17 protein-coding genes and 2 tRNA genes are annotated in these 19,742 nt (G+C 58.5%); 13 read left to right on the plus strand and 6 right to left on the minus strand.

Translation table 11 applies throughout. The annotated features are described in order from the left end of the window. Positions 1-16 precede the first annotated feature (16 nt). Positions 17-93, plus strand: a tRNA-Asp gene (locus C8D90_RS19155). 25 nt (positions 94-118) lie between these two features. Continuing rightward, positions 119-194 (plus strand) — tRNA-Trp (locus C8D90_RS19160). Between the two features lie 48 nt (positions 195-242). Here the strand turns inward: C8D90_RS19160 and hdfR are convergent. Then, positions 243-1,067, minus strand: coding sequence for an HTH-type transcriptional regulator HdfR (hdfR, locus tag C8D90_RS19165; protein ID WP_115460173.1), 825 nt, complete (start codon positions 1,065-1,067; stop codon positions 243-245). A gap of 120 nt (positions 1,068-1,187) precedes the next feature. Between hdfR and C8D90_RS19170 the strand changes: the two genes are divergently transcribed. Continuing rightward, the gene (locus C8D90_RS19170; RefSeq protein WP_115460080.1) at positions 1,188-1,526 is read left to right on the plus strand and encodes a DUF413 domain-containing protein; all 339 of its coding nucleotides are present in this window, start codon (positions 1,188-1,190) and stop codon (positions 1,524-1,526) included. A 29-nt stretch (positions 1,527-1,555) separates the two neighbouring features. Here C8D90_RS19170 and C8D90_RS19175 read toward each other — a convergent pair whose 3' ends face one another. After that, a complete protein-coding gene (locus C8D90_RS19175; RefSeq protein WP_115460081.1) occupies positions 1,556-3,079 on the minus strand; it encodes a YifB family Mg chelatase-like AAA ATPase in 1,524 nt (507 codons plus the stop codon). Positions 3,080-3,398: 319 nt separating this feature from the next. On the opposite strand from C8D90_RS19175, the gene C8D90_RS19180 reads away from it, so the two are divergent. The 7 genes from C8D90_RS19180 (at position 3,399) to ilvA (ending at position 11,416) form a co-directional block, all read left to right on the plus strand. Further along, positions 3,399-4,631 (plus strand): MFS transporter, encoded by a 1,233-nt coding sequence (locus tag C8D90_RS19180; RefSeq protein WP_115460082.1) that lies wholly within the window; start codon positions 3,399-3,401, stop codon positions 4,629-4,631. 133 nt (positions 4,632-4,764) lie between these two features. Next, positions 4,765-4,863: an ilv operon leader peptide gene (gene ilvL, locus C8D90_RS19185; protein ID WP_115460083.1), complete on the plus strand. Its 99-nt coding sequence runs from the start codon at positions 4,765-4,767 to the stop codon at positions 4,861-4,863. A gap of 141 nt (positions 4,864-5,004) precedes the next feature. Further along, complete coding sequence (gene ilvG, locus C8D90_RS19190) at positions 5,005-6,651, plus strand: acetolactate synthase 2 catalytic subunit (protein WP_115460084.1); 1,647 nt, start codon at positions 5,005-5,007, stop codon at positions 6,649-6,651. Then, entirely contained in the window at positions 6,648-6,926 is a 279-nt protein-coding gene (gene ilvM / locus C8D90_RS19195) for an acetolactate synthase 2 small subunit (protein ID WP_376744991.1), read from the plus strand. Before ilvG ends, ilvM begins: the two co-directional genes overlap by 4 nt. A 48-nt stretch (positions 6,927-6,974) precedes the next feature. Then, entirely contained in the window at positions 6,975-7,904 is a 930-nt protein-coding gene (locus C8D90_RS19200; protein WP_115460085.1) for a branched-chain amino acid transaminase, read from the plus strand. Between the two features lie 108 nt (positions 7,905-8,012). Then, the gene (ilvD, locus tag C8D90_RS19205) at positions 8,013-9,863 is read left to right on the plus strand and encodes a dihydroxy-acid dehydratase (protein ID WP_115460086.1); all 1,851 of its coding nucleotides are present in this window, start codon (positions 8,013-8,015) and stop codon (positions 9,861-9,863) included. A gap of 5 nt (positions 9,864-9,868) precedes the next feature. After that, entirely contained in the window at positions 9,869-11,416 is a 1,548-nt protein-coding gene (gene ilvA / locus C8D90_RS19210) for a threonine ammonia-lyase, biosynthetic (RefSeq protein ID WP_115460087.1), read from the plus strand. A 12-nt stretch (positions 11,417-11,428) separates the two neighbouring features. Here the strand turns inward: ilvA and ilvY are convergent, their stop codons facing one another. Beyond that, positions 11,429-12,322 (minus strand): HTH-type transcriptional activator IlvY, encoded by an 894-nt coding sequence (gene ilvY / locus C8D90_RS19215; protein WP_115460088.1) that lies wholly within the window; start codon positions 12,320-12,322, stop codon positions 11,429-11,431. Between the two features lie 166 nt (positions 12,323-12,488). Between ilvY and ilvC the strand changes: the two genes are divergently transcribed. Then, a complete protein-coding gene (gene ilvC / locus C8D90_RS19220) occupies positions 12,489-13,967 on the plus strand; it encodes a ketol-acid reductoisomerase (RefSeq protein WP_115460089.1) in 1,479 nt (492 codons plus the stop codon). A 47-nt stretch (positions 13,968-14,014) separates the two neighbouring features. On the opposite strand, the gene C8D90_RS19225 is transcribed toward ilvC, so the two are convergent. Beyond that, positions 14,015-14,386, minus strand: coding sequence for a RidA family protein (locus C8D90_RS19225; RefSeq protein WP_115460090.1), 372 nt, complete (start codon positions 14,384-14,386; stop codon positions 14,015-14,017). Beyond that, a complete protein-coding gene (locus C8D90_RS19230; RefSeq protein WP_115460091.1) occupies positions 14,383-15,369 on the minus strand; it encodes a threo-3-hydroxy-L-aspartate ammonia-lyase in 987 nt (328 codons plus the stop codon). Before C8D90_RS19230 ends, C8D90_RS19225 begins: the two co-directional genes overlap by 4 nt. Before the next feature lie 80 nt (positions 15,370-15,449). Here C8D90_RS19230 and C8D90_RS19235 point away from each other — a divergent pair, with 80 nt between their 5' ends. Then, the gene (locus C8D90_RS19235; RefSeq protein ID WP_115460092.1) at positions 15,450-16,121 is read left to right on the plus strand and encodes a helix-turn-helix transcriptional regulator; all 672 of its coding nucleotides are present in this window, start codon (positions 15,450-15,452) and stop codon (positions 16,119-16,121) included. 71 nt (positions 16,122-16,192) lie between these two features. Further along, positions 16,193-18,217, plus strand: coding sequence for a DNA helicase Rep (gene rep, locus C8D90_RS19240; protein WP_115460093.1), 2,025 nt, complete (start codon positions 16,193-16,195; stop codon positions 18,215-18,217). A 30-nt stretch (positions 18,218-18,247) separates the two neighbouring features. Here rep and gppA read toward each other — a convergent pair whose 3' ends face one another. Next, positions 18,248-19,741 carry a guanosine-5'-triphosphate,3'-diphosphate diphosphatase gene (gene gppA / locus C8D90_RS19245; RefSeq protein ID WP_115460094.1) on the minus strand — a complete coding sequence of 498 codons (1,494 nt, stop codon included), beginning with the start codon at positions 19,739-19,741 and terminating at the stop codon, positions 18,248-18,250. Between the last annotated feature and the right edge of the window lies 1 nt (position 19,742).

Below are 19,742 nucleotides of genomic sequence, written 5' to 3' on the forward strand. Positions count from 1 at the left end.
TGAAAAGAAATACGGTGGAGCGGTAGTTCAGTTGGTTAGAATACCTGCCTGTCACGCAGGGGGTCGCGGGTTCGAGTCCCGTCCGTTCCGCCACTTAATTAGTAAAAATATAAGCCTTAGGGGCGTAGTTCAATTGGTAGAGCACCGGTCTCCAAAACCGGGTGTTGGGAGTTCGAGTCTCTCCGCCCCTGCCAAATATAGAGCCTTTCGCATGTGCGGAAGGCTTTTTTTTATGCCGGAATTCAGCCGGCAGCATCCTTTAACGGCATGCTTAACAGGCTGCTGATCTCCTGCCCCCGATCGCTATTGTGCAGCCATACGGCGTAAATAGGGCGTACGATACGGACGTGTTCGTCTGGGGTGACGTGCGGTAACTTCCGTCCCATACGACTGGGAAGAAACGCTTTTCCGCCGATGGCTTCCATAATCTTTCCAGCCAATATCACGGAGGAAGTGGTTAACTCCGCCTGCTTTTCATTGTTTATCCATTCACCCTCCGGGGCTGTAAAATCAGCACCCCAGTCAAGACGAATGAACGGCAATGCCTTTTTCTTTCCGTGATCGCTTGTAAAAAGCTGTAAAACAAGTTCACCGATCTTGCGTGCGGAAAGCTCATCCATCTTTGGATATTCCGTAGCTATCAGCAGGTCAAGCGTACGCTCATGCAGTTGTTTTACATGTGTCTGGCGCTGCCCGATCCTTGCTTCAAGTTGAATGCCGGGAAATTGGCGGTAAATATCCTGTAGCCATTCCGTAAGCAGCGACTCCCAAAGCAGGGGCGCAGCGCCAATGGACAACTCCTTGTGCTGCGGGCTGTTCTGGACCTCCTTTTTCGCCAATAACCAGGTAGTTATCAACATTTCGGCATAGGGGAGCAGGCGTTCGCCCGCGTCTGTCATCTGGATATTGTTACGGTGACGTGTAAATAAGTTGACGCCCAATTGTGTTTCCAACTGCCGGATACGGGAACTGACGGCTGACTGGGTCAGATAAAGCGTTTCAGCCGCCTGACCAAAGTGGCGCGTCCGGCTGACTTCCAGAAAGGTTTTCAACAATTCGGTATCCACGTCCATCTCCAAAAATAAATTATCGTCACGATTTAAATCTTTTGTTTTACACGCTGTCAAGCCTATCTAATACTCCGCGCCATAAATAGCACGGCCATAAAAGAATTAGGAGCGTGTCAGATGGCGGAAAGCTTCAACACTACTCATCGTTTTTTCGACAACAAACATTACCCGCGTGGTTTTTCACGCCATGGTGATTTCACCATTAAAGAAGCTCAGTTACTGGAGCGTTGCGGTAATGCGTTTAATGAGCTGGATCTGGGGAAACGTGAACCGCAGACGGAAGAGGAAACCCTTTTTGTTGCCGTTTGCCGTGGCGAGCGTGAGCCGGCTACCGAGGCTGAAAAAGTGTGGATAAAGTATCTTGCACGAATTCGTCGTCCTAAGCGCTTCCACACGCTTTCCGGCGGTAAACCGCAGATGGATGCGGTGGAAGAATACAGCGACAGCGATGATTAATAAGAAACGGGACCTGCGGGTCCCGTTTCTTATGCCAGCGCCCGGTGGAGTTGTTGTAACAACCTGTCCATTGAACGGTAGCTGAGCGCTTCAGCAAGATGATGGCGGCGGATAGTCCGGTTTCCTTCCAGGTCCGCAATCGTGCGGGCAACTCTCAGGATCCTGTGCCATGCCCGCACGGACAGACCAAGCTTGGTCAGCGCGTGTTCAAGAAACTGCGCGTCTTGTTCATCCAAACGACAGACCTCATCCATGACGGCGCCCTGCAGGTGCGCATTCAGCACGCCTGAGCGGGCATACTGATACGCCCGTGCCGTGAGCACCTTTTGCCGGATCTGCTCGCTCGCTTCGCCGCAACGCTTTTGGGCGCTCAGCACGCCGGTCGGTAGCAGAGGGACTTCAATCGAAATATCAAAGCGATCCAAAAATGGCCCTGACAGCTTCGCCAGGTAACGCAGCACCTGCTGTGGCGGCGTCCGAACGTGTGTGCCTTTGTAATGTCCCGTCGGACTGGGGTTCATTGCCGCTACAAGCTGCACCCTGGCAGGAAAACAAACTTTGGCGACGGAACGGGAAATAATAATTTCTCCGGCTTCCAGCGGCTCCCGCAGGGCGTCCAGCGCGCGGCGTTCAAATTCGGGTAATTCATCCAGAAATAACACGCCGTTATGCGCCAGCGAAACCTCACCGGGCCGGGGCAAGCTTCCGCCACCGACCAGCGCCGCCATCGATGCGCTGTGATGTGGCGCTCTGAACGGCCTCTGAAGCCAATTTTTCGCACCAGGGGAGGTGTGGGTCAGGCTGGTAATGGCGGCGTTCTCCAGCGCCTCTTCAGGCGTCAAATCGGGCAGTATGCCGGTCAGGCGGCTGGCGAGCATGGTTTTTCCCGTTCCCGGCGGCCCCAGCAACAGCAAGTTGTGTCCGCCCGTTGCGGCGACCTCCAGCGCCCTTCGCGCCTGTTCCTGGCCGATAAGATCTTTCATATCCGGGGGAGCGACATCATCGCCGGTTTCAGTTTCCCGTACCGGTGTGCTCAGCGTCGTTTCCCGGCGCAGGAAGGCGCAAACCTGCAGCAGATGTTCTGCGACCAAATGCGGAGAGTCAGGGATAAGCGCCAGTTCCGCAGCATTTTCTGTTGAAAGGATCAGCCGTCGTTTTTGTCTGTAAGTCTCGATGGCCGCCGGAATCGCGCCCTTAACGCCGCGCAGCGCGCCGGACAAGGCCAGCTCCCCCAGGAACTCAAACTCGTTGGCGGTATCCTGCGGGAGTTGTTCTGACGCGATTAAAATCGCCAGGGCGATGGGCAGGTCATAGCGCCCGCCTTCTTTCGGCAAATCCGCCGGCGCCAGGTTGACGGTAATTCGCTTGGCGGGAAACGTAAAGCCGCAGTTGATAATGGCGCTGCGCACCCGATCCCGCGCCTCTTTGACCGTCGCTTCCGGCAGCCCCACCAACGTGAAGCAGGGAAGCCCGTTACTGATATGTACCTCAATACTGACCACCGGCGCCTGCATACCAATCGAAGCCCGGGTGTTTACCAATGCCAGTGCCATCGTTTTTCTTCTCCCTTTTGCCCGCGGCTATCATGGCGCAGCCGTACGGGCCGGGCACTGCCCGGATTTGTTTTTTGCGCAAGGGTGCGCAAAGAGAAGATGCAACGAAAAGCTTGCTGATTGATTTTGTGCGGGAAAATGCAAGCGAGAAATAAAACTTAACAAAATAGTCACAAAGGTAACAATGTTAGCCTGCTAACGACTTGTCCTCGTTATTGAGAGGGGTATATTTAACATTTGTAATACAAAAAGACATTCACCGTAACAACTGTGATGCGCAAATAATGATATACCCCGTACACTACGGTAGGGATGAATAATGTTTGGTTGGTCAAGCCAGCAACGCAATGTTGCGATAGCGTGCTTCCTGAGCTGGACTCTGGATGCCTTCGATTTCTTTGTTCTGGTATTCCTGCTTAGCGAAATTGCCCAGGCGTTCAGCGTTGGTATGGAGCAGGTGACGCTGGCGATTCTGCTGACGCTGGCGGTCCGTCCGATCGGCGCGCTGTTGTTTGGACGCGCAGCGGAGAGGTTTGGCCGTAAGCCGATCCTGATGCTGAATATTCTGTTTTTCTCCGCTTTCGAATTACTTTCCGCAGCGGCGCCTAATCTTTCCATATTTTTGCTGCTGCGCGTGCTTTACGGCGTTGCAATGGGCGGTATTTGGGGCATTGCCTCCTCACTGGCGATGGAGACGATACCGGACCGCTCACGCGGCCTGATGTCGGGGGTTTTCCAGGCGGGCTACCCCTTCGGTTACCTGCTGGCGGCGGTCGCGTACGGCGCCTTGTTTGAACTGATTGGCTGGCGCGGCATGTTCATCATCGGCGCGGTGCCGGTTCTGTTACTGCCGTTTATCTATTTCAAAGTTCCGGAGTCTCCGGTATGGCTGGCCGCGCGCGCCCGTAAAGAGAGCACCGCCTTGTTGCCGGTGCTGAAAAGCCACTGGAAACTGTGTATTTATCTGGTGTTGCTGATGGCCGCATTTAACTTTTTCAGCCACGGTACGCAGGATCTCTACCCGACTTTTCTGAAAACGCAGCATGGGTTTGATCCAAAAACCATCAGCATTATTGCTATTTCCTACAATATCGCCTCTATTCTGGGCGGGATCTTTTTCGGCACTCTGTCAGAAAAAATCGGGCGTAAAAAAGCCATCATCATTGCGGCGTTGCTGGCTCTGCCGGTGATTCCGCTGTGGGCATTCTCCGGTGGTTCGCTGGCGCTGGGCATCGGGGCTTTCCTGATGCAGTTTATGGTTCAGGGCGCATGGGGCGTTATTCCGACCTACCTCAACGAGCTGGTGCCCGCCAATACCCGCGCGGTGCTGCCGGGGTTCGTCTATCAGCTGGGGAACCTGATTGCTTCCGTGAACGCCACGTTGCAGGCAACCATTGCGGAACATCATGGGCAAAATTATGGCTTGGCGATGGCGATCATCGCCGGTACGGTTGCGATCGTGATCGCATTGCTGGTTTTCTTCGGGCGCGATACGCGGGGCGCTTCACTGAGCGGAAATAATTCTGGTACGGGATTGGTAATAAAATCCTGATTAATCATTACAATAGTCAGCGGCATCCGGCCATTGGCCGAATGCCGGCGTAAAAAAAGTATTGTCAGAAGACGAAAAACTGTGATACCTCTTTAGGTATTCGTTCGATTAGAGATAGCAGAACACCCTGAATATGAACAAACTCGTCCAACTCCTCAGCCTAGTCGTGATTAGCGTGGTCGTGATTATTATCACACCGTGCGGGGCTGCACTTGGACGAAGAAAGGCTTAAAAATCAAGCCTGAATCAAACGAGAACCCCCGCACCGAAAGGTCCGGGGGTTTTTTTTGGCATAAAGAAACAGTGAGCAGGGGGAGTAATGGTTTTTAGCATAAAATTCTGTAATTCCGCCGGAGAAGCGGGGAGATAAACTATGAATGGCGCACAGTGGGTGGTACAAACATTGCGGGCACAGGGCGTGGACAAGGTTTTCGGTTATCCGGGCGGCGCAATCATGCCGGTATACGATGCATTGTACGACGGCGGCGTAGAACACCTGCTGTGCCGGCATGAGCAGGGCGCCGCGATTGCCGCCATCGGTTATGCCAGAGCAACGGGGAAAGTCGGCGTATGCATTGCGACATCCGGCCCCGGCGCCACCAACCTGATCACCGGTTTGGCCGATGCCTTGCTGGATTCTGTTCCCGTTGTCGCCATCACCGGCCAGGTCGGCTCCGCCCTGATCGGTACCGATGCCTTTCAGGAGATCGATGTCCTTGGCCTGTCACTGGCCTGCACCAAGCACAGCTTTCTGGTTGACTCGCTGGAGTCATTGCCGGAAATCATGGCGGAGGCTTTCGCCATCGCAACCAGCGGCCGTCCCGGCCCGGTGCTGATCGACATCCCGAAAGACATCCAGCTGGCGCAGGGCGACATTCCCACCCGCCTGACGCCGGTCGCCGATGTTGCGGCCTGCTGTCCCAGTCAGTTGCAGCAGGCGCGCGAAATGCTGGCGACGGCGCATAAGCCGGTGGTGTACGCCGGTGGCGGCGTCGGTATGGCGCGCGCCGTTCCTGCGCTGCGCGACTTCATTGCGGCGACAGGCATCCCGTCGGTCGTCACCCTGAAAGGGTTGGGCGCGCCCGATGCGACGGACCCGGGTTACATGGGCATGCTGGGCATGCACGGCACCAAGGCGGCAAACCTGGCGGTACAGGAATGTGACCTGCTGATCGCCGTCGGCGCCCGCTTTGACGACCGCGTAACGGGCCTGCTGAACGCGTTCGCGCCTCATGCCAGGGTGATCCACATGGATATCGACCCGGCGGAAATCAACAAACTGCGCCAGGTACACGTCGAACTGTGCGGCGACCTGCGCGACATGCTGCCTGCGTTAGCGCAGCCGATGGAGATCGCCGAATGGCAGGCGCGCGTACAGGCGCTGAAAACCGAACATGCCTGGCGCTACGATCATCCCGGCGAGGCCATCTATGCCCCGCTGCTGCTGAAGCAGCTTTCAGAGCGTTTACCAGCCAACGCGGTAGTCACCACCGATGTTGGGCAGCATCAGATGTGGGCGGCGCAGCACATGACGGTTTCCCGCCCGGAGAATTTCATCACCTCCAGCGGGCTGGGCACGATGGGCTTCGGCATTCCCGCTGCGGTCGGCGCGCAGGTCGCCCGCCCTGATGACAGCGTGTTCTGCGTGTCCGGCGATGGTTCTTTCATGATGAACGTTCAGGAGCTGGGCACCATCAAACGCAAACAACTGCCGCTGAAGATCGTGCTGCTGGACAACCAGCGCCTGGGCATGGTGCGTCAGTGGCAACAGCTGTTTTTCGACGGACGGTACAGCGAAACGAACCTGTCCGATAACCCCGATTTTCTGGTGCTGGCCAGCGCCTTCGGCATTCCCGGCCAGCGCATCACCCGCAAGGACCAGGTGGATGCGGCGCTGGATGCGCTGATCAACAGCGATGGCCCTTATTTGCTTCAGGTAGCGATCGACGAGCTGGAGAATGTCTGGCCGCTGGTGCCGCCGGGAGCTGGCAATGAATCTATGTTGGAGAAAGTATCATGATGAACGAAGTCAGCCCGCAGCATCAGTTGTCCATCCAGGCCCGTTTCCGCCCCGAAACGCTGGAGCGCGTATTGCGAGTGGTCCGTCATCGCGGTTTTCGGGTCTGTGCTATGAATATGGTTCCGGTACATGATTCGGATAATGTTAGTATCGAACTCACGGTGGCCAGTCCGCGCCCGGTCGGGTTACTGTCGTCGCAACTGAATAAACTGATGGATGTCGCCTGCGTTGAGGTCCGGCATTCTGCAACACTACGCCAACAGGCAGCTTGTTAACACTAAACACAACAATTTACGCGCACAGACGCGACAAGGAACAGAAGAATGACCACCAAGAAAGCTGATTACATCTGGTTTAACGGGGAAATGGTTCCGTGGGGGGAGGCGAAGGTTCACGTGATGTCCCACGCGTTGCATTACGGGACGTCGGTGTTCGAGGGCGTGCGTTGCTACGAGACGAACAACGGCCCGGCCGTCTTCCGCCACCGCGAACACATGCAGCGCCTGCGTGATTCCGCCAAAATCTACCGGATGCCGGTTTCTTACAGCGTGGACGAGCTGATGGCTGCCTGTCGCGAGACGTTGCGTAAAAACAATCTGGGCAGCGCCTACATTCGTCCGCTGGTGTTTATCGGCGATGTCGGTATGGGCGTTAACCCGCCTGCGGGTTACAACACCGACGTGATCATCGCCGCGTTCCCGTGGGGCGCTTATCTGGGTGAAGATGCGCTGGATGCCGGCATCGACGCGCAGATCACCTCCTGGAACCGCGCTGCGCCGAACACCATTCCGACCGGCGCCAAGGCGGGCGGTAACTATCTTTCTTCCCTGCTGGTGGGTTCTGAAGCACGCCGTCACGGTTATCAGGAAGGGATTGCCCTGGATGTTCACGGCTATGTTTCCGAAGGCGCCGGCGAAAACCTGTTTATGGTGAAAAACGGCATTCTGTTTACCCCGCCGTTCACCTCCGCCGCGCTGCCGGGCATCACCCGCGACGCCATCATCACGCTGGCGAAAGATGCCGGCATTGAAGTGCGTGAGCAGGTTCTGGCGCGCGAAGCGCTCTATCTGGCCGACGAAGTCTTTATGTCCGGTACTGCGGCGGAAATCACGCCGGTACGCAGCGTAGACGGCATTGAAATCGGCATCGGTCGTTGCGGTCCGATCACCAAGCGCGTTCAGCAGGCATTCTTCGGCCTGTTCAGCGGCAAAACCGAAGACAAGTGGGGCTGGCTGGATCCGATCAATCAGTAAGCCGTTCGCGCAAGACAGGGTCATTTTTCAAAAAATGTATTAATACCAAAACGAACCGCCGGCGGCACGTTCCCCGCCTGCGGTTCCGAATGCAGGAGTGAAGTGAGCATGCCCAAGTATCGTTCCGCCACCACAACGCACGGCCGTAATATGGCCGGCGCCCGCGCCCTGTGGCGCGCCACGGGGATGACCGACGCCGATTTCGGCAAACCCATTATCGCGGTGGTTAACTCATTTACCCAGTTCGTACCGGGCCACGTGCATCTGCGCGATCTGGGCAAACTGGTGGCCGAACAGATTGAGGCGTCCGGCGGTGTGGCGAAAGAGTTCAACACCATCGCGGTGGATGACGGCATCGCCATGGGGCATGGCGGCATGCTCTATTCACTGCCGTCGCGCGAGCTGATCGCCGACTCGGTGGAGTACATGGTGAATGCGCACTGCGCCGACGCCATGGTATGCATTTCCAACTGCGACAAAATTACCCCCGGGATGCTGATGGCCTCTCTGCGCCTCAATATTCCGGTGATTTTCGTTTCCGGCGGTCCGATGGAAGCCGGAAAGACCAAACTGTCCGATCAGATCATCAAGCTGGATCTGATCGACGCCATGATCCAGGGCGCCAACCCCAACGTCAGCGATGAGCAGAGCAACGAGGTGGAACGCTCCGCCTGCCCGACCTGCGGCTCCTGTTCCGGCATGTTCACCGCCAACTCGATGAACTGCCTGACCGAAGCCCTGGGCCTGTCCCAGCCGGGCAACGGCTCCCTGCTGGCGACCCATGCCGATCGTAAGACGCTGTTCCTGAACGCCGGCAAGCGCATTGTGGAGCTGACCAAACGTTACTACGAGCAGGACGACGCGCGGGTGCTGCCGCGCAACATCGCCAGCAAGGCCGCGTTCGAAAACGCGATGACGCTGGATATCGCCATGGGCGGCTCCACCAATACGGTACTGCACCTGCTGGCGGCGGCGCAGGAAGGCGAGGTGGACTTCACCATGTCGGACATCGACCGCCTGTCGCGCAAGGTCCCCAACCTGTGCAAAGTGGCGCCGAGTACGCAGAAATATCATATGGAAGACGTCCACCGCGCGGGCGGGGTGATCGGCATCCTGGGCGAGCTGGATCGCGCCGGTCTGCTGAACCGCGACGTCAATAACGTGCTGGGCATGACGCTGCCGCAGACGCTGGAAGCCTATGACATCATGCAGACCCGCGACGAAGGCGTGAAAAAAATGTATTCCGCCGGCCCGGCGGGTATCCGCACCACGCAGGCGTTTTCGCAGGAGTGTCGCTGGGATTCACTCGACACCGACCGCCGCGAGGGCTGCATCCGCTCCCGTGAGTATGCATACAGCCAGGACGGCGGATTGGCCGTGCTGTACGGTAATCTGGCGGAAGACGGCTGCATCGTGAAAACGGCAGGCGTGGATGAAGGCAGCCTGAAATTCCGCGGCCCGGTCAAAGTGTATGAAAGCCAGGAAGACGCCGTTGAGGCGATTCTGGGCGGTAAAGTAGTGGCCGGCGATGTGGTCGTCATCCGTTACGAAGGCCCGAAAGGCGGCCCCGGCATGCAGGAAATGCTGTACCCGACCTCTTTCCTGAAATCGATGGGGCTGGGTAAGAGCTGCGCCCTGATCACCGACGGCCGTTTCTCCGGCGGGACGTCCGGGCTGTCCATCGGCCATGCTTCGCCGGAAGCGGCTAACGGCGGCACCATCGGCCTGGTTCAGGACGGTGATATCATCGACATCGATATTCCGGGACGCACCATCCGCCTGGAAGTGAGCGACACCGAGCTGGCGCAGCGTCGTGAGCGTGAAGAGGCGCGCGGCGATGCGGCCTGGACGCCGAAGCAACGTGAACGTCAGGTTTCTTTCGCCCTGCGGGCCTACGCCAGCCTGGCGACCAGCGCCGACAAAGGCGCCGTGCGTGATAAAAGTAAGCTGGGAGGCTAAGAACCATGGCGGAATCACAACCTCTCTCCGCGCAACCCTGCGGGGCGGAGTATCTGCGTGCGGTGCTGCGCGCGCCGGTATATGAGGCGGCGCAAATCACGCCGCTGGAAGTGATGGAGAAAGTTTCCGAGCGCCTGGGCAACACGGTGCTGGTGAAACGCGAAGATCGCCAGCCGGTGCACAGCTTCAAGCTGCGCGGCGCTTACAACATGATCGCCAACCTGACGGAAGAACAGAAGGCCCGCGGAGTGGTGACGGCGTCGGCCGGCAACCATGCACAGGGCGTGGCGCTTTCCGCATCGCGGCTGGGCATCAAGTCCTTGATCGTGATGCCGGTTGCGACCGCGGATATCAAGGTTGACGCCGTGCGTGGCTTCGGCGGTGAAGCGGTACTGTACGGCGCTAACTTCGATGAAGCCAAGACGTATGCCATCGAGCTGGCGCGCAGCCAGGGCTACACCTTTGTGCCGCCGTTCGATCATCCGCTGGTGATCGCAGGTCAGGGCACGCTGGCTATGGAACTGTTGCAGCAGGACGCACATCTCGATCGGGTATTCGTTCCCGTTGGCGGCGGCGGCCTGGCCGCCGGCGTGGCGGTGTTGATCAAGCAACTGATGCCGCAGATTAAGGTCATCGGCGTGGAGGCGGAAGATTCCGCCTGCCTGAAGGCCGCGCTGGATGCCGGTCAGCCGGTCGAGCTGGCGCGCGTCGGGCTGTTTGCCGAGGGTGTGGCGGTGAAGCGTATCGGCGATGAAACATTCCGCTTGTGCCGTGAATATCTGGACGATGTGATTACCGTGGACGGCGATGCCATCTGTGCTGCGGTGAAAGACCTGTTCGAAGACGTGCGCGCCGTGGCTGAACCGTCGGGCGCGCTGGCGCTGGCCGGGATGAAGAAATACGTGCAGCAGCACGGTATCGAAGGCGAACGGCTGGCTCACATATTGTCCGGCGCCAACCTCAACTTCCACGGCTTACGTTACGTGTCCGAGCGTTGCGAGCTGGGTGAACAGCGTGAGGCCCTGCTGGCCGTGACCATTCCTGAGCAAAAGGGAAGCTTCCTCAATTTCTGCGAGTTGCTGGGCGGCCGTGCGGTGACGGAGTTCAATTACCGTTACGCGGATGCGGATAATGCCTGCATTTTCGTCGGCGTGCGTCTGACGCGCGGCGTGGCGGAGCGGCAGGAGATCGTCGCTTCCCTGCGTGAAGGGGGGTATCAGGTGATCGATCTCTCCGACGACGAAATGGCGAAGCTGCACGTGCGCTATATGGTCGGCGGCCGTCCTTCCAGGGCGCTGCAGGAGCGGTTGTTCAGCTTTGAGTTTCCCGAAGCGCCGGGGGCGTTGATACGCTTCCTCAACACGCTCGGCACACACTGGAACGTCACGCTGTTCCACTACCGCAACCACGGCATGGACTATGGCAGGGTGCTGGCGGCGTTCGAACTGCCGCAGCAGGACTCAAGCTTCGATCGCCATCTTGCTGAGCTGGGGTACGAGTACCACGAAGAGACGGCGAACCCGGCTTTCCGCTTCTTCCTGGCGGGAAACTGATACCGGCGGCCGCTATGAAGCGTCCTGCAAGGTTTGCCAGAACGCTTCAATCAGCGGCTCGCTGAGCCGCTTGCGCTGTACGCCGACGCCCAGTTCAAACGGCGCGACCATCGGTACGTGATCCAGCATGATAATGCGCGAACGCACTGCTTCCGGGCTGTTGTCGACCACCACCTCCGGCAGCAGCGCGATGCCGCAGCCCAACGCGACCATAGAAACGATAGCCTCATGGCCGGAGACGGTGGCGTAAATCTGCGGCGCGACGATGCGCTGACGGCGGAACCACATGTCGATGCGCTTACGCGACGGGCCGTGCTGGGGCAGGATAAACGGAATCTGCGACCAGTCCGGATCGTCCTGTAAGGCCTGTTCGCGTACCTGGCAGGGCAGCGCCGGCGCGATCAGCTTCAGCGGCACCTCGCCGATTTTGGTGAAGGCGATGCTGGTGGGCAGGCTTTCCGGCCTGCCTGCGATGCCGAGATCGGCCTCATCAGACTGTACCTTGCTGACCGCATCGGCGGCGTCGCCGGTGGTGAGTTTGATCTCCACCAGGGGATGACGGGCGCGGAAGCGGTCGAGAATGGCGGGCAGGTGGCTGTATGCTGCGGTCACCGAACAGAACAGACGCAATTCCCCGCTCAGGGCCGGGCCAGCCTGACCCAGCGCATTGCGCAGTTGCTGGTAATGCAGCAGGGTTTGCTGGGCGAAGGCTTTCAGCCGTTCACCGGCGTCGGTAAGCCGCACATCGCGGTTGTCGCGCAGGAACAGCGGCTGTCCCAGCTCTTCCTCCAGGCGCTGGATCTGGCGCGACAGGGTGGACGGGCTGACGTGCACCGCTTTGGCGGTACGGCCGAAATGACGGCTTTCGGTCAGATGAAGAAAAAGTTTCAGATCGCGCAGGTCCATAGTTACGATACCGGATGATGTTGCAGAAAATGCAATGACATCTTCTCAATATATCAATTTAAGCAATACAGATCCTGTCATATGATGGGATTCATACCTTCCCCGGCAGACAGGGCGGGGATGTGAAAGAATAATAACCAAACACAGAACACGACGGAGCACACCGATGGCTAACTACTTCAACACATTGAACCTGCGTCAGCAGCTGGCGCAACTGGGCAAGTGCCGTTTTATGGCGCGGGATGAATTTGCCGATGAGGCCGGCTACCTGAAAGGGAAAAAAGTGGTGATCGTTGGCTGCGGCGCGCAGGGTCTCAACCAGGGCCTGAACATGCGTGACTCCGGTCTGGACGTGGCGTACGCGCTGCGTGCGGAAGCCATCGCGGAGAAGCGTGCCTCCTGGCGCAAGGCGACTGAAAATGGCTTTAAGGTCGGCACCTATGAAGAGCTGATCCCGCAGGCCGACCTGGTAGTTAACCTGACGCCGGACAAACAGCACTCTGCCGTAGTACGTGCGGTACAGCCGCTGATGAAAGACGGCGCAGCGCTGGGGTATTCCCACGGTTTCAACATCGTTGAAGTCGGCGAGCAAATCCGTAAAGACATCACCGTAGTGATGGTGGCGCCGAAGTGCCCGGGCACCGAAGTGCGTGAAGAGTACAAGCGCGGTTTCGGCGTGCCGACCCTGATCGCCGTTCACCCGGAAAACGATCCCAAGGGCGAAGGCATGGCGATTGCCAAAGCCTGGGCTGCGGCAACCGGCGGTCATCGTGCTGGCGTGCTGGAGTCCTCTTTCGTTGCGGAAGTAAAATCCGACCTGATGGGCGAGCAGACGATCCTGTGCGGTATGCTGCAGGCCGGTTCTCTGCTGTGCTTCGATAAGCTGGTGGCCGACGGCACCGAGCCGTCCTACGCGGAAAAACTGATTCAGTTCGGCTGGGAAACCATCACCGAAGCGCTGAAGCAGGGCGGCATTACCCTGATGATGGATCGCCTGTCCAACCCGGCGAAACTGCGTGCTTATGCGCTGTCCGAGCAGCTGAAAACCATCATGGCGCCGCTGTTCCAGAAGCATATGGATGACATTATCTCCGGCGCTTTCTCCAGCGGTATGATGGCTGACTGGGCGGAAGACGACGTGAAACTGCTGACCTGGCGTGAAGAAACCGGCAAAACCGCATTCGAAAACGCGCCGCAGTACGAAGGCAAAATCGCCGAGCAGGATTATTTCGACCAGGGCGTACTGATGATCGCCATGGTGAAAGCCGGCGTTGAACTGGCATTCGAAACCATGGTGGATTCCGGCATCATCGAAGAGTCCGCTTACTATGAGTCGCTGCACGAACTGCCGCTGATTGCCAACACCATCGCGCGTAAGCGTCTGTATGAGATGAACGTGGTTATTTCCGATACCGCGGAATACGGCAACTATCTGTTTGCGAACGCGGCGGTGCCGTTGCTGAAGGCAAAGTTTATGGATTCCCTGCAAACCGGCGATCTGGGTAAGGCCGTTGCCGCTTCCGGCGTAGACAACGCGCAGCTGCGTGACGTCAACGAAGCGATCCGCAACCATCCGATCGAAACTGTGGGCCGTAAACTGCGCGGCTACATGACCGATATGAAGCGTATTGCCGTAGCCGGGTGATAATGCCCGTAACGGAATGAAAAAAGGCGCGTAAGCGCCTTTTTCTTTTACAGCGCCGCAACGGCGCTGACTTCCAGCAATGCGCCGTAATGCAGAGCAGGGCAGGGAACCACGGTGCGGGCTGGGCGGTGATCGCCCAGCCAGGCGGCGTACAGCCGGTTCAGCTCCGGCCACAGGGCGACATCGGCGAGGTAGACCTGCACGTTAACCAGATTGGCGTTAGTGGTGCCCGCCGCTTCCAGTAACGCATCGATATTCGCGAAAACGACCGCCGCCTGAGCTGCGAGATCGCCTGCAGGCTGGGTAACCTCAGCATTGATTGGCAATTGCCCTGAAATGAAGAGCGTGTTTCCGCTCTGCATCGCCGGGGAATAATGCCCGGCGGGCGGTGGCAAACGGGGTGAGAATATCGCTTTCATAGCAGCGCTTCCGCACGACGGATGAAATCGGCGTAGGAAACGGCATCGACGTTGCCGCCGCTGATGATCACGCCGACGCGCTTGCCCTTAAGCGGCAGATTTCCCTGCATCACGGCGCTGGCCGCCAGGCAGCCGGTAGGCTCCACGACCATTTTCATCCGCTCCATAAAGAAGCGCATCTGATTGCACAACTGCTGATCGCTGATGGTAAGGATATCTTTCACGTAGTTGCGGATGATCGGAAATGTCAGTTCGCCAACGCACTGGGTTTGCGCGCCGTCGGCAATGGTGGCGGGCACCGGGATGGAAACCCGTTCGCCGTTGCGCAGCGATTGCTGAACGTCGTTGCCGGCTTCCGGCTCCACGCCGTAGACCACGCAGTCCGGCGCCATGTGGTGGGCGGCCAGCGCGCAGCCTGATAACAGCCCGCCGCCGCCGGTACAGACGAACAGATAATCCAGCTCGCCGACTTCACGAAACAGCTCCAGCGCTGAAGTGCCCTGGCCGGCGATAACGTGAGGATGGTTAAACGGCGGAATGACGCTCAGCCCGCGTTCGTCCGCGAGTTTGGCGGCGATAGCCTCGCGGTCTTCCGTCTGACGGTTGTAAATAATGACCTCCGCGCCGTAGCCGCGGGTCGCGGCCAGCTTGGCCGCCGGGGCGTCGTGCGGCATTACGATGGTTACCGATACGCCGAGCTCCTTACCGGCCAGCGCCATCGCCTGCGCGTGGTTGCCGGAGGAAAAGGCGACTACGCCGCGCTGCTTCTGCTCTGCCGTTAAATGGCTGATGGCGTTGTAGGCGCCGCGAAACTTAAAGGCGCCCATGCGCTGGAAGTTTTCGCATTTAAAATAAATCTGTGCCCCGGTGAGCTGGTTGGCCTGTGATGACGTCAACACCGGCGTACGGTGGGCGTGGCCTTCGATAATTTTTTCTGCTTCAAGCAGATCGGCGGGTGTAACGGACATGGGCAATAAGGGCATTGGTTTTCTCCTGCGTGCATTTTGTCTTGTCATTTTGTATAATTTTATACGATCAGTAAAAAATAAAAGAAAGGGGATCCATGAAAAAAAATGAAAACATCGCGCAGGAGACACTGACCGAAAACGAATTATTACTGCGCGAAGGCAAGAAAATAGCCAAAGCGCTGGCGGAGATGTTTGCGCCGACCTGCGAGGTGGTGCTGCACGATTTGACGAACCCGGAACATTCGGTGGTGGCGATAGAGCAGCCGCTGTCCGGGCGCAGCGTCGGCGATTCCACGACGGAAATGGGCCTGGCGCGCATCCACGATCCGAACTATCCCGATGTGGTGCAAAACTACGCCAACCGTTTTCCTGACGGACGTCCGGCCAAAAGCACGTCTATCGGGCTGCGCAACGGCAGGGGCGAATTCGTCGCCGCGTTGTGCCTGAATATGGACGTCTCACTGCTGGACTCCGTGCAGCGCGTGCTTGCCCAACTGACCGCAGTGGACAATTCCGAGCCGCCCACGCATGAAACGCTGCGCTCCCGCTTCGGCCCTCATGACGTCCGGCGGGCGATCGAGGACTACTCCGCCGCGATGTCATCGCAGCCGCGGGCGCTCTCGCCGTCACAGCGCAAAACCCTGATCCGTCATCTGGCGACGTCAGGCCTGCTGCAACTGCGCGGGGCGGCCAAAATCGTGGCGGAAGAACTGGGTATTTCCCGCGCATCGGTGTATAACGCGCTGAAGGGAGAATCGTCACGCTGAGTTTTTTTTCAGCGCCGGCTTTCTGCTACAATCCCGCTCCCGTCCGTGTTTGTCAGTCAGGTTAATCACGCATGCGTTTAAATCCAGGTCAGCAGCAGGCCGTTGAATTCGTTACCGGACCCTGTCTGGTCCTCGCCGGAGCCGGTTCCGGCAAGACCCGCGTCATCACCAATAAAATCGCTCACCTGATCCGCGAGTGCGGCTACCAGGCGCGCCACATCGCCGCGGTGACCTTTACCAACAAGGCGGCGCGCGAGATGAAAGAGCGCGTGGCGCAGACGCTGGGGCGTAAAGAAGCACGCGGGCTGATGATTTCCACGTTTCACACGCTGGGGCTGGAGGTGATTAAGCGCGAGTACAAAGCGCTGGGGATGAAGGCGAACTTCTCGCTGTTTGACGATCAGGACCAGCTGGCGCTGCTGACGGAGCTGACGGAACGCTGGCTGGAGAAAGACAAGGTTTTGCTGCAACAGCTGGTTTCTACGATTTCCAACTGGAAGAACGATCTGATCGACCCACCACAGGCGGCGGCGCTCGCCCGCTCTGAGCGCGATAAGCTGTTCGCGCACTGCTACGGGTTGTATGACGTGCAGCTCAAAGCCTGCAACGTCCTCGACTTCGATGATTTAATTTTGCTGCCCACCCTGCTGTTCAAACGCAACGAGGAAGTGCGTGAGCGCTGGCAGCAACGTATCCGTTATTTGCTGGTGGACGAATATCAGGACACCAACACCAGCCAGTACGAGTTAGTGAAGCTTCTGGTGGGCAACCGCGCGCGCTTCACCGTGGTCGGGGATGACGATCAATCAATTTATTCCTGGCGCGGTGCGCGTCCGCAAAACCTGGTGCTGTTGAAAGAGGACTTTCCGGCGCTTCAGGTAATCAAGCTGGAGCAAAATTACCGCTCGTCGGGGCGTATCCTCAAAGCGGCCAACATCCTGATCGCTAACAACCCCCACGTGTTTGAAAAGCGGCTGTTTTCCGAGCTGGGCTACGGCGAGGAACTGAAGGTCGTTACCGCTAATAATGAAGACCATGAGGCGGAGCGCGTCGTCGGCGAGTTGATTGCCCATCACTTCATCAATAAAACGGCCTATCGCGACTACGCGATTCTCTACCGCGGCAACCATCAGTCGCGGGTGTTCGAAAAGATGCTGATGCAAAACCGCATTCCGTACCGTATTTCCGGCGGAACGTCGTTTTTTTCGCGCGCGGAAATCAAAGACCTGCTCGCCTACCTGCGCGTGCTGACCAACCCGGACGACGACAGCGCTTTCCTGCGCATCGTGAATACGCCAAAGCGTGAAATCGGCCCGGCGACGCTGCAAAAGTTAGGCGAGTGGGCTAACCAGCGCGGCATCAGCCTGTATCGCGCCAGTTTCGACATGGGGCTGAGCCAAACCCTGAGCGGGCGCGGCCTGGAGGCCTTACAGCGATTTACCGGCTGGATGCAGGAGGTTGCCCGCCTTTCCGAGCGCGAACCGACGGCAGCGGTGCGCGATCTGATCCACGGCATCGATTATGAAAGCTGGCTGTACGAAACCTCGCCAAGCCCGAAAGCCGCCGAAATGCGCATGAAGAACGTGAATCAGCTTTTTGGCTGGATGACGGAAATGCTCGCCGGTTCCGATCTGGAGGAACCCATGACGCTGACGCAGGTCGTGACGCGCTTTACCCTGCGCGACATGATGGAACGCGGCGAAAGCGATGACGAATCCGATCAGGTCCAGTTGATGACCCTGCATGCTTCAAAAGGGCTGGAATTCCCCTATGTCTATCTGGTGGGAATGGAAGAAGGGTTGTTGCCGCACCAGAGCAGCATCGACGAAGACAACGTAGATGAAGAACGCCGCCTGGCCTATGTGGGCATCACCCGGGCGCAGAAGGAACTGGTATTTACGTTGTGCCGGGAGCGGCGTCAGTTTGGCGAACTGGTGCGTCCGGAACCGAGCCGTTTTCTGCTGGAACTGCCGCAGGACGATCTTAAATGGGAAACGGAGCGGAAAGTCGTCAGCGCGCAGGAGCGTATGCAGCGCGGGCAGAGCCATCTTGAGAAAATCCGGGCGCAGCTGGCGAAAGCCAAAGGGCAGGAGTAAACGAAGGCCGGCGACGGCCTTGCGTGTGAATTATTCGGACTCTTCGATAAACACCGGCCAGTGGGCGTAGCTTTGCCACAGGCTTTCCTGATGCAGGTTTTCCGCCCGTAACGGGTGGGTCTCCAGCCATCCGACCGGTAATACCACGTGCAGTTCATTGCCGCTGACTTGCAGACGTACCGCCGGCAGCGTGTCGTCGCGCCGACGGCTGGCGAAGATGATCGCCAGGCGCAGGATGCGGCACAGATACTCCGCCTGAGCCGGCGGAATCGCATTTTGCTGGCTGAGCGCGGGCAGATCGACGGGGCCGCTCTGGTTCTGCAGCAGTACGGCCAACAACCGCTTCTGCGCCGGCGTGAAGCCCGGCAGATCAAGATGACGGATCAGGTAGGCGGCGTGCTGCTCCGACTGGCGGAAGTCTACGCTCAGCCCGATTTCGTGCAGCTGGCAGGCCAGTTCCAGCAGCTCGGCGCAGCGTACGTTCAGGCCCCAGGCCGGCGCAAGCTGGCGCACGAAACCATCCGCCAACTGAAAAACGCGCAGCGCCTGATCGGTATCTAACTGATAGCGCCTTTGCAGGTTGCGGATGGTGCGCCGGCGGACGTCATGTTCCACGGGCAGGTGCAGCATGCCGTAAATCAGCCCTTCGCGCAGCGCGCCGCCGGCCAGCATCATGGCGTCGATGTTCAGGGTTTCGAAGATCGCAATCAGAATGGAAAGACCGCTGGGGAAAACCAGCGCCCGTTCCAGCGTCAGGCCGGGGATTTCCAGCTCTTCCAGCTTACCGCACTGAATGGCGCGCTGGCGCAGTTGTTTCATCTTGGGCAGGGTGATGCATTCATCCATTCCCTGCGCCACCATGATTTCCTGCAACGCCTGCACCGTGCCGGACGCGCCGACGCAAATCTGCCAGCCCTGCGCCTTCAGCTTTCCGGCGACGGGCAACAGCATTTCATAAGCGGCTTGCTCCGCCCGTTCGAAATTTTCGCGCGTCAGGCTGCGATCGGTGAAGTAACGTTCCAGCCAGGTAACGCAGCCCATCGGCAGGCTGATTAACGATTCAGCCCTGGCTCCGCGTCCAACGGCAAGTTCGGTGCTGCCGCCGCCGATATCAACGACCAGACGCCGATCCGGGCCACCGGTGGTGTGCGCCACCCCCTGATAGATCAGGCGGGCTTCTTCCTCTCCGCTGATGATTTGCACCGGCCGGCCGAGGATACGTTCGGCGGTTTCAATGAAGACATCGGCATTGCGCGCAATACGCAGGGTCGCGGTGGCGACCACGCGGATTTGATCGCGGGGAATATCTTGTAAACGCTCAGAAAACAGCCTGAGGCACTGCCAGCCCCGCTGCATTGCTTCGTCAGAAAGGATGTTTTCAGAATCCAGCCCGGCCGCCAGCCTGACTTTACGCTTGATGCGCGCCAGGGTCTGAATGCCGCCGGCCACCTCACGTACGACCAACATGTGAAAGCTGTTGGAGCCAAGATCTATTGCCGCATATTGTGAGGTGGAACTCAGCATG

The sequence above is a fragment of the Enterobacillus tribolii genome (assembly GCF_003363015.1).
GTDB lineage: Bacteria > Pseudomonadota > Gammaproteobacteria > Enterobacterales > Enterobacteriaceae > Enterobacillus > Enterobacillus tribolii.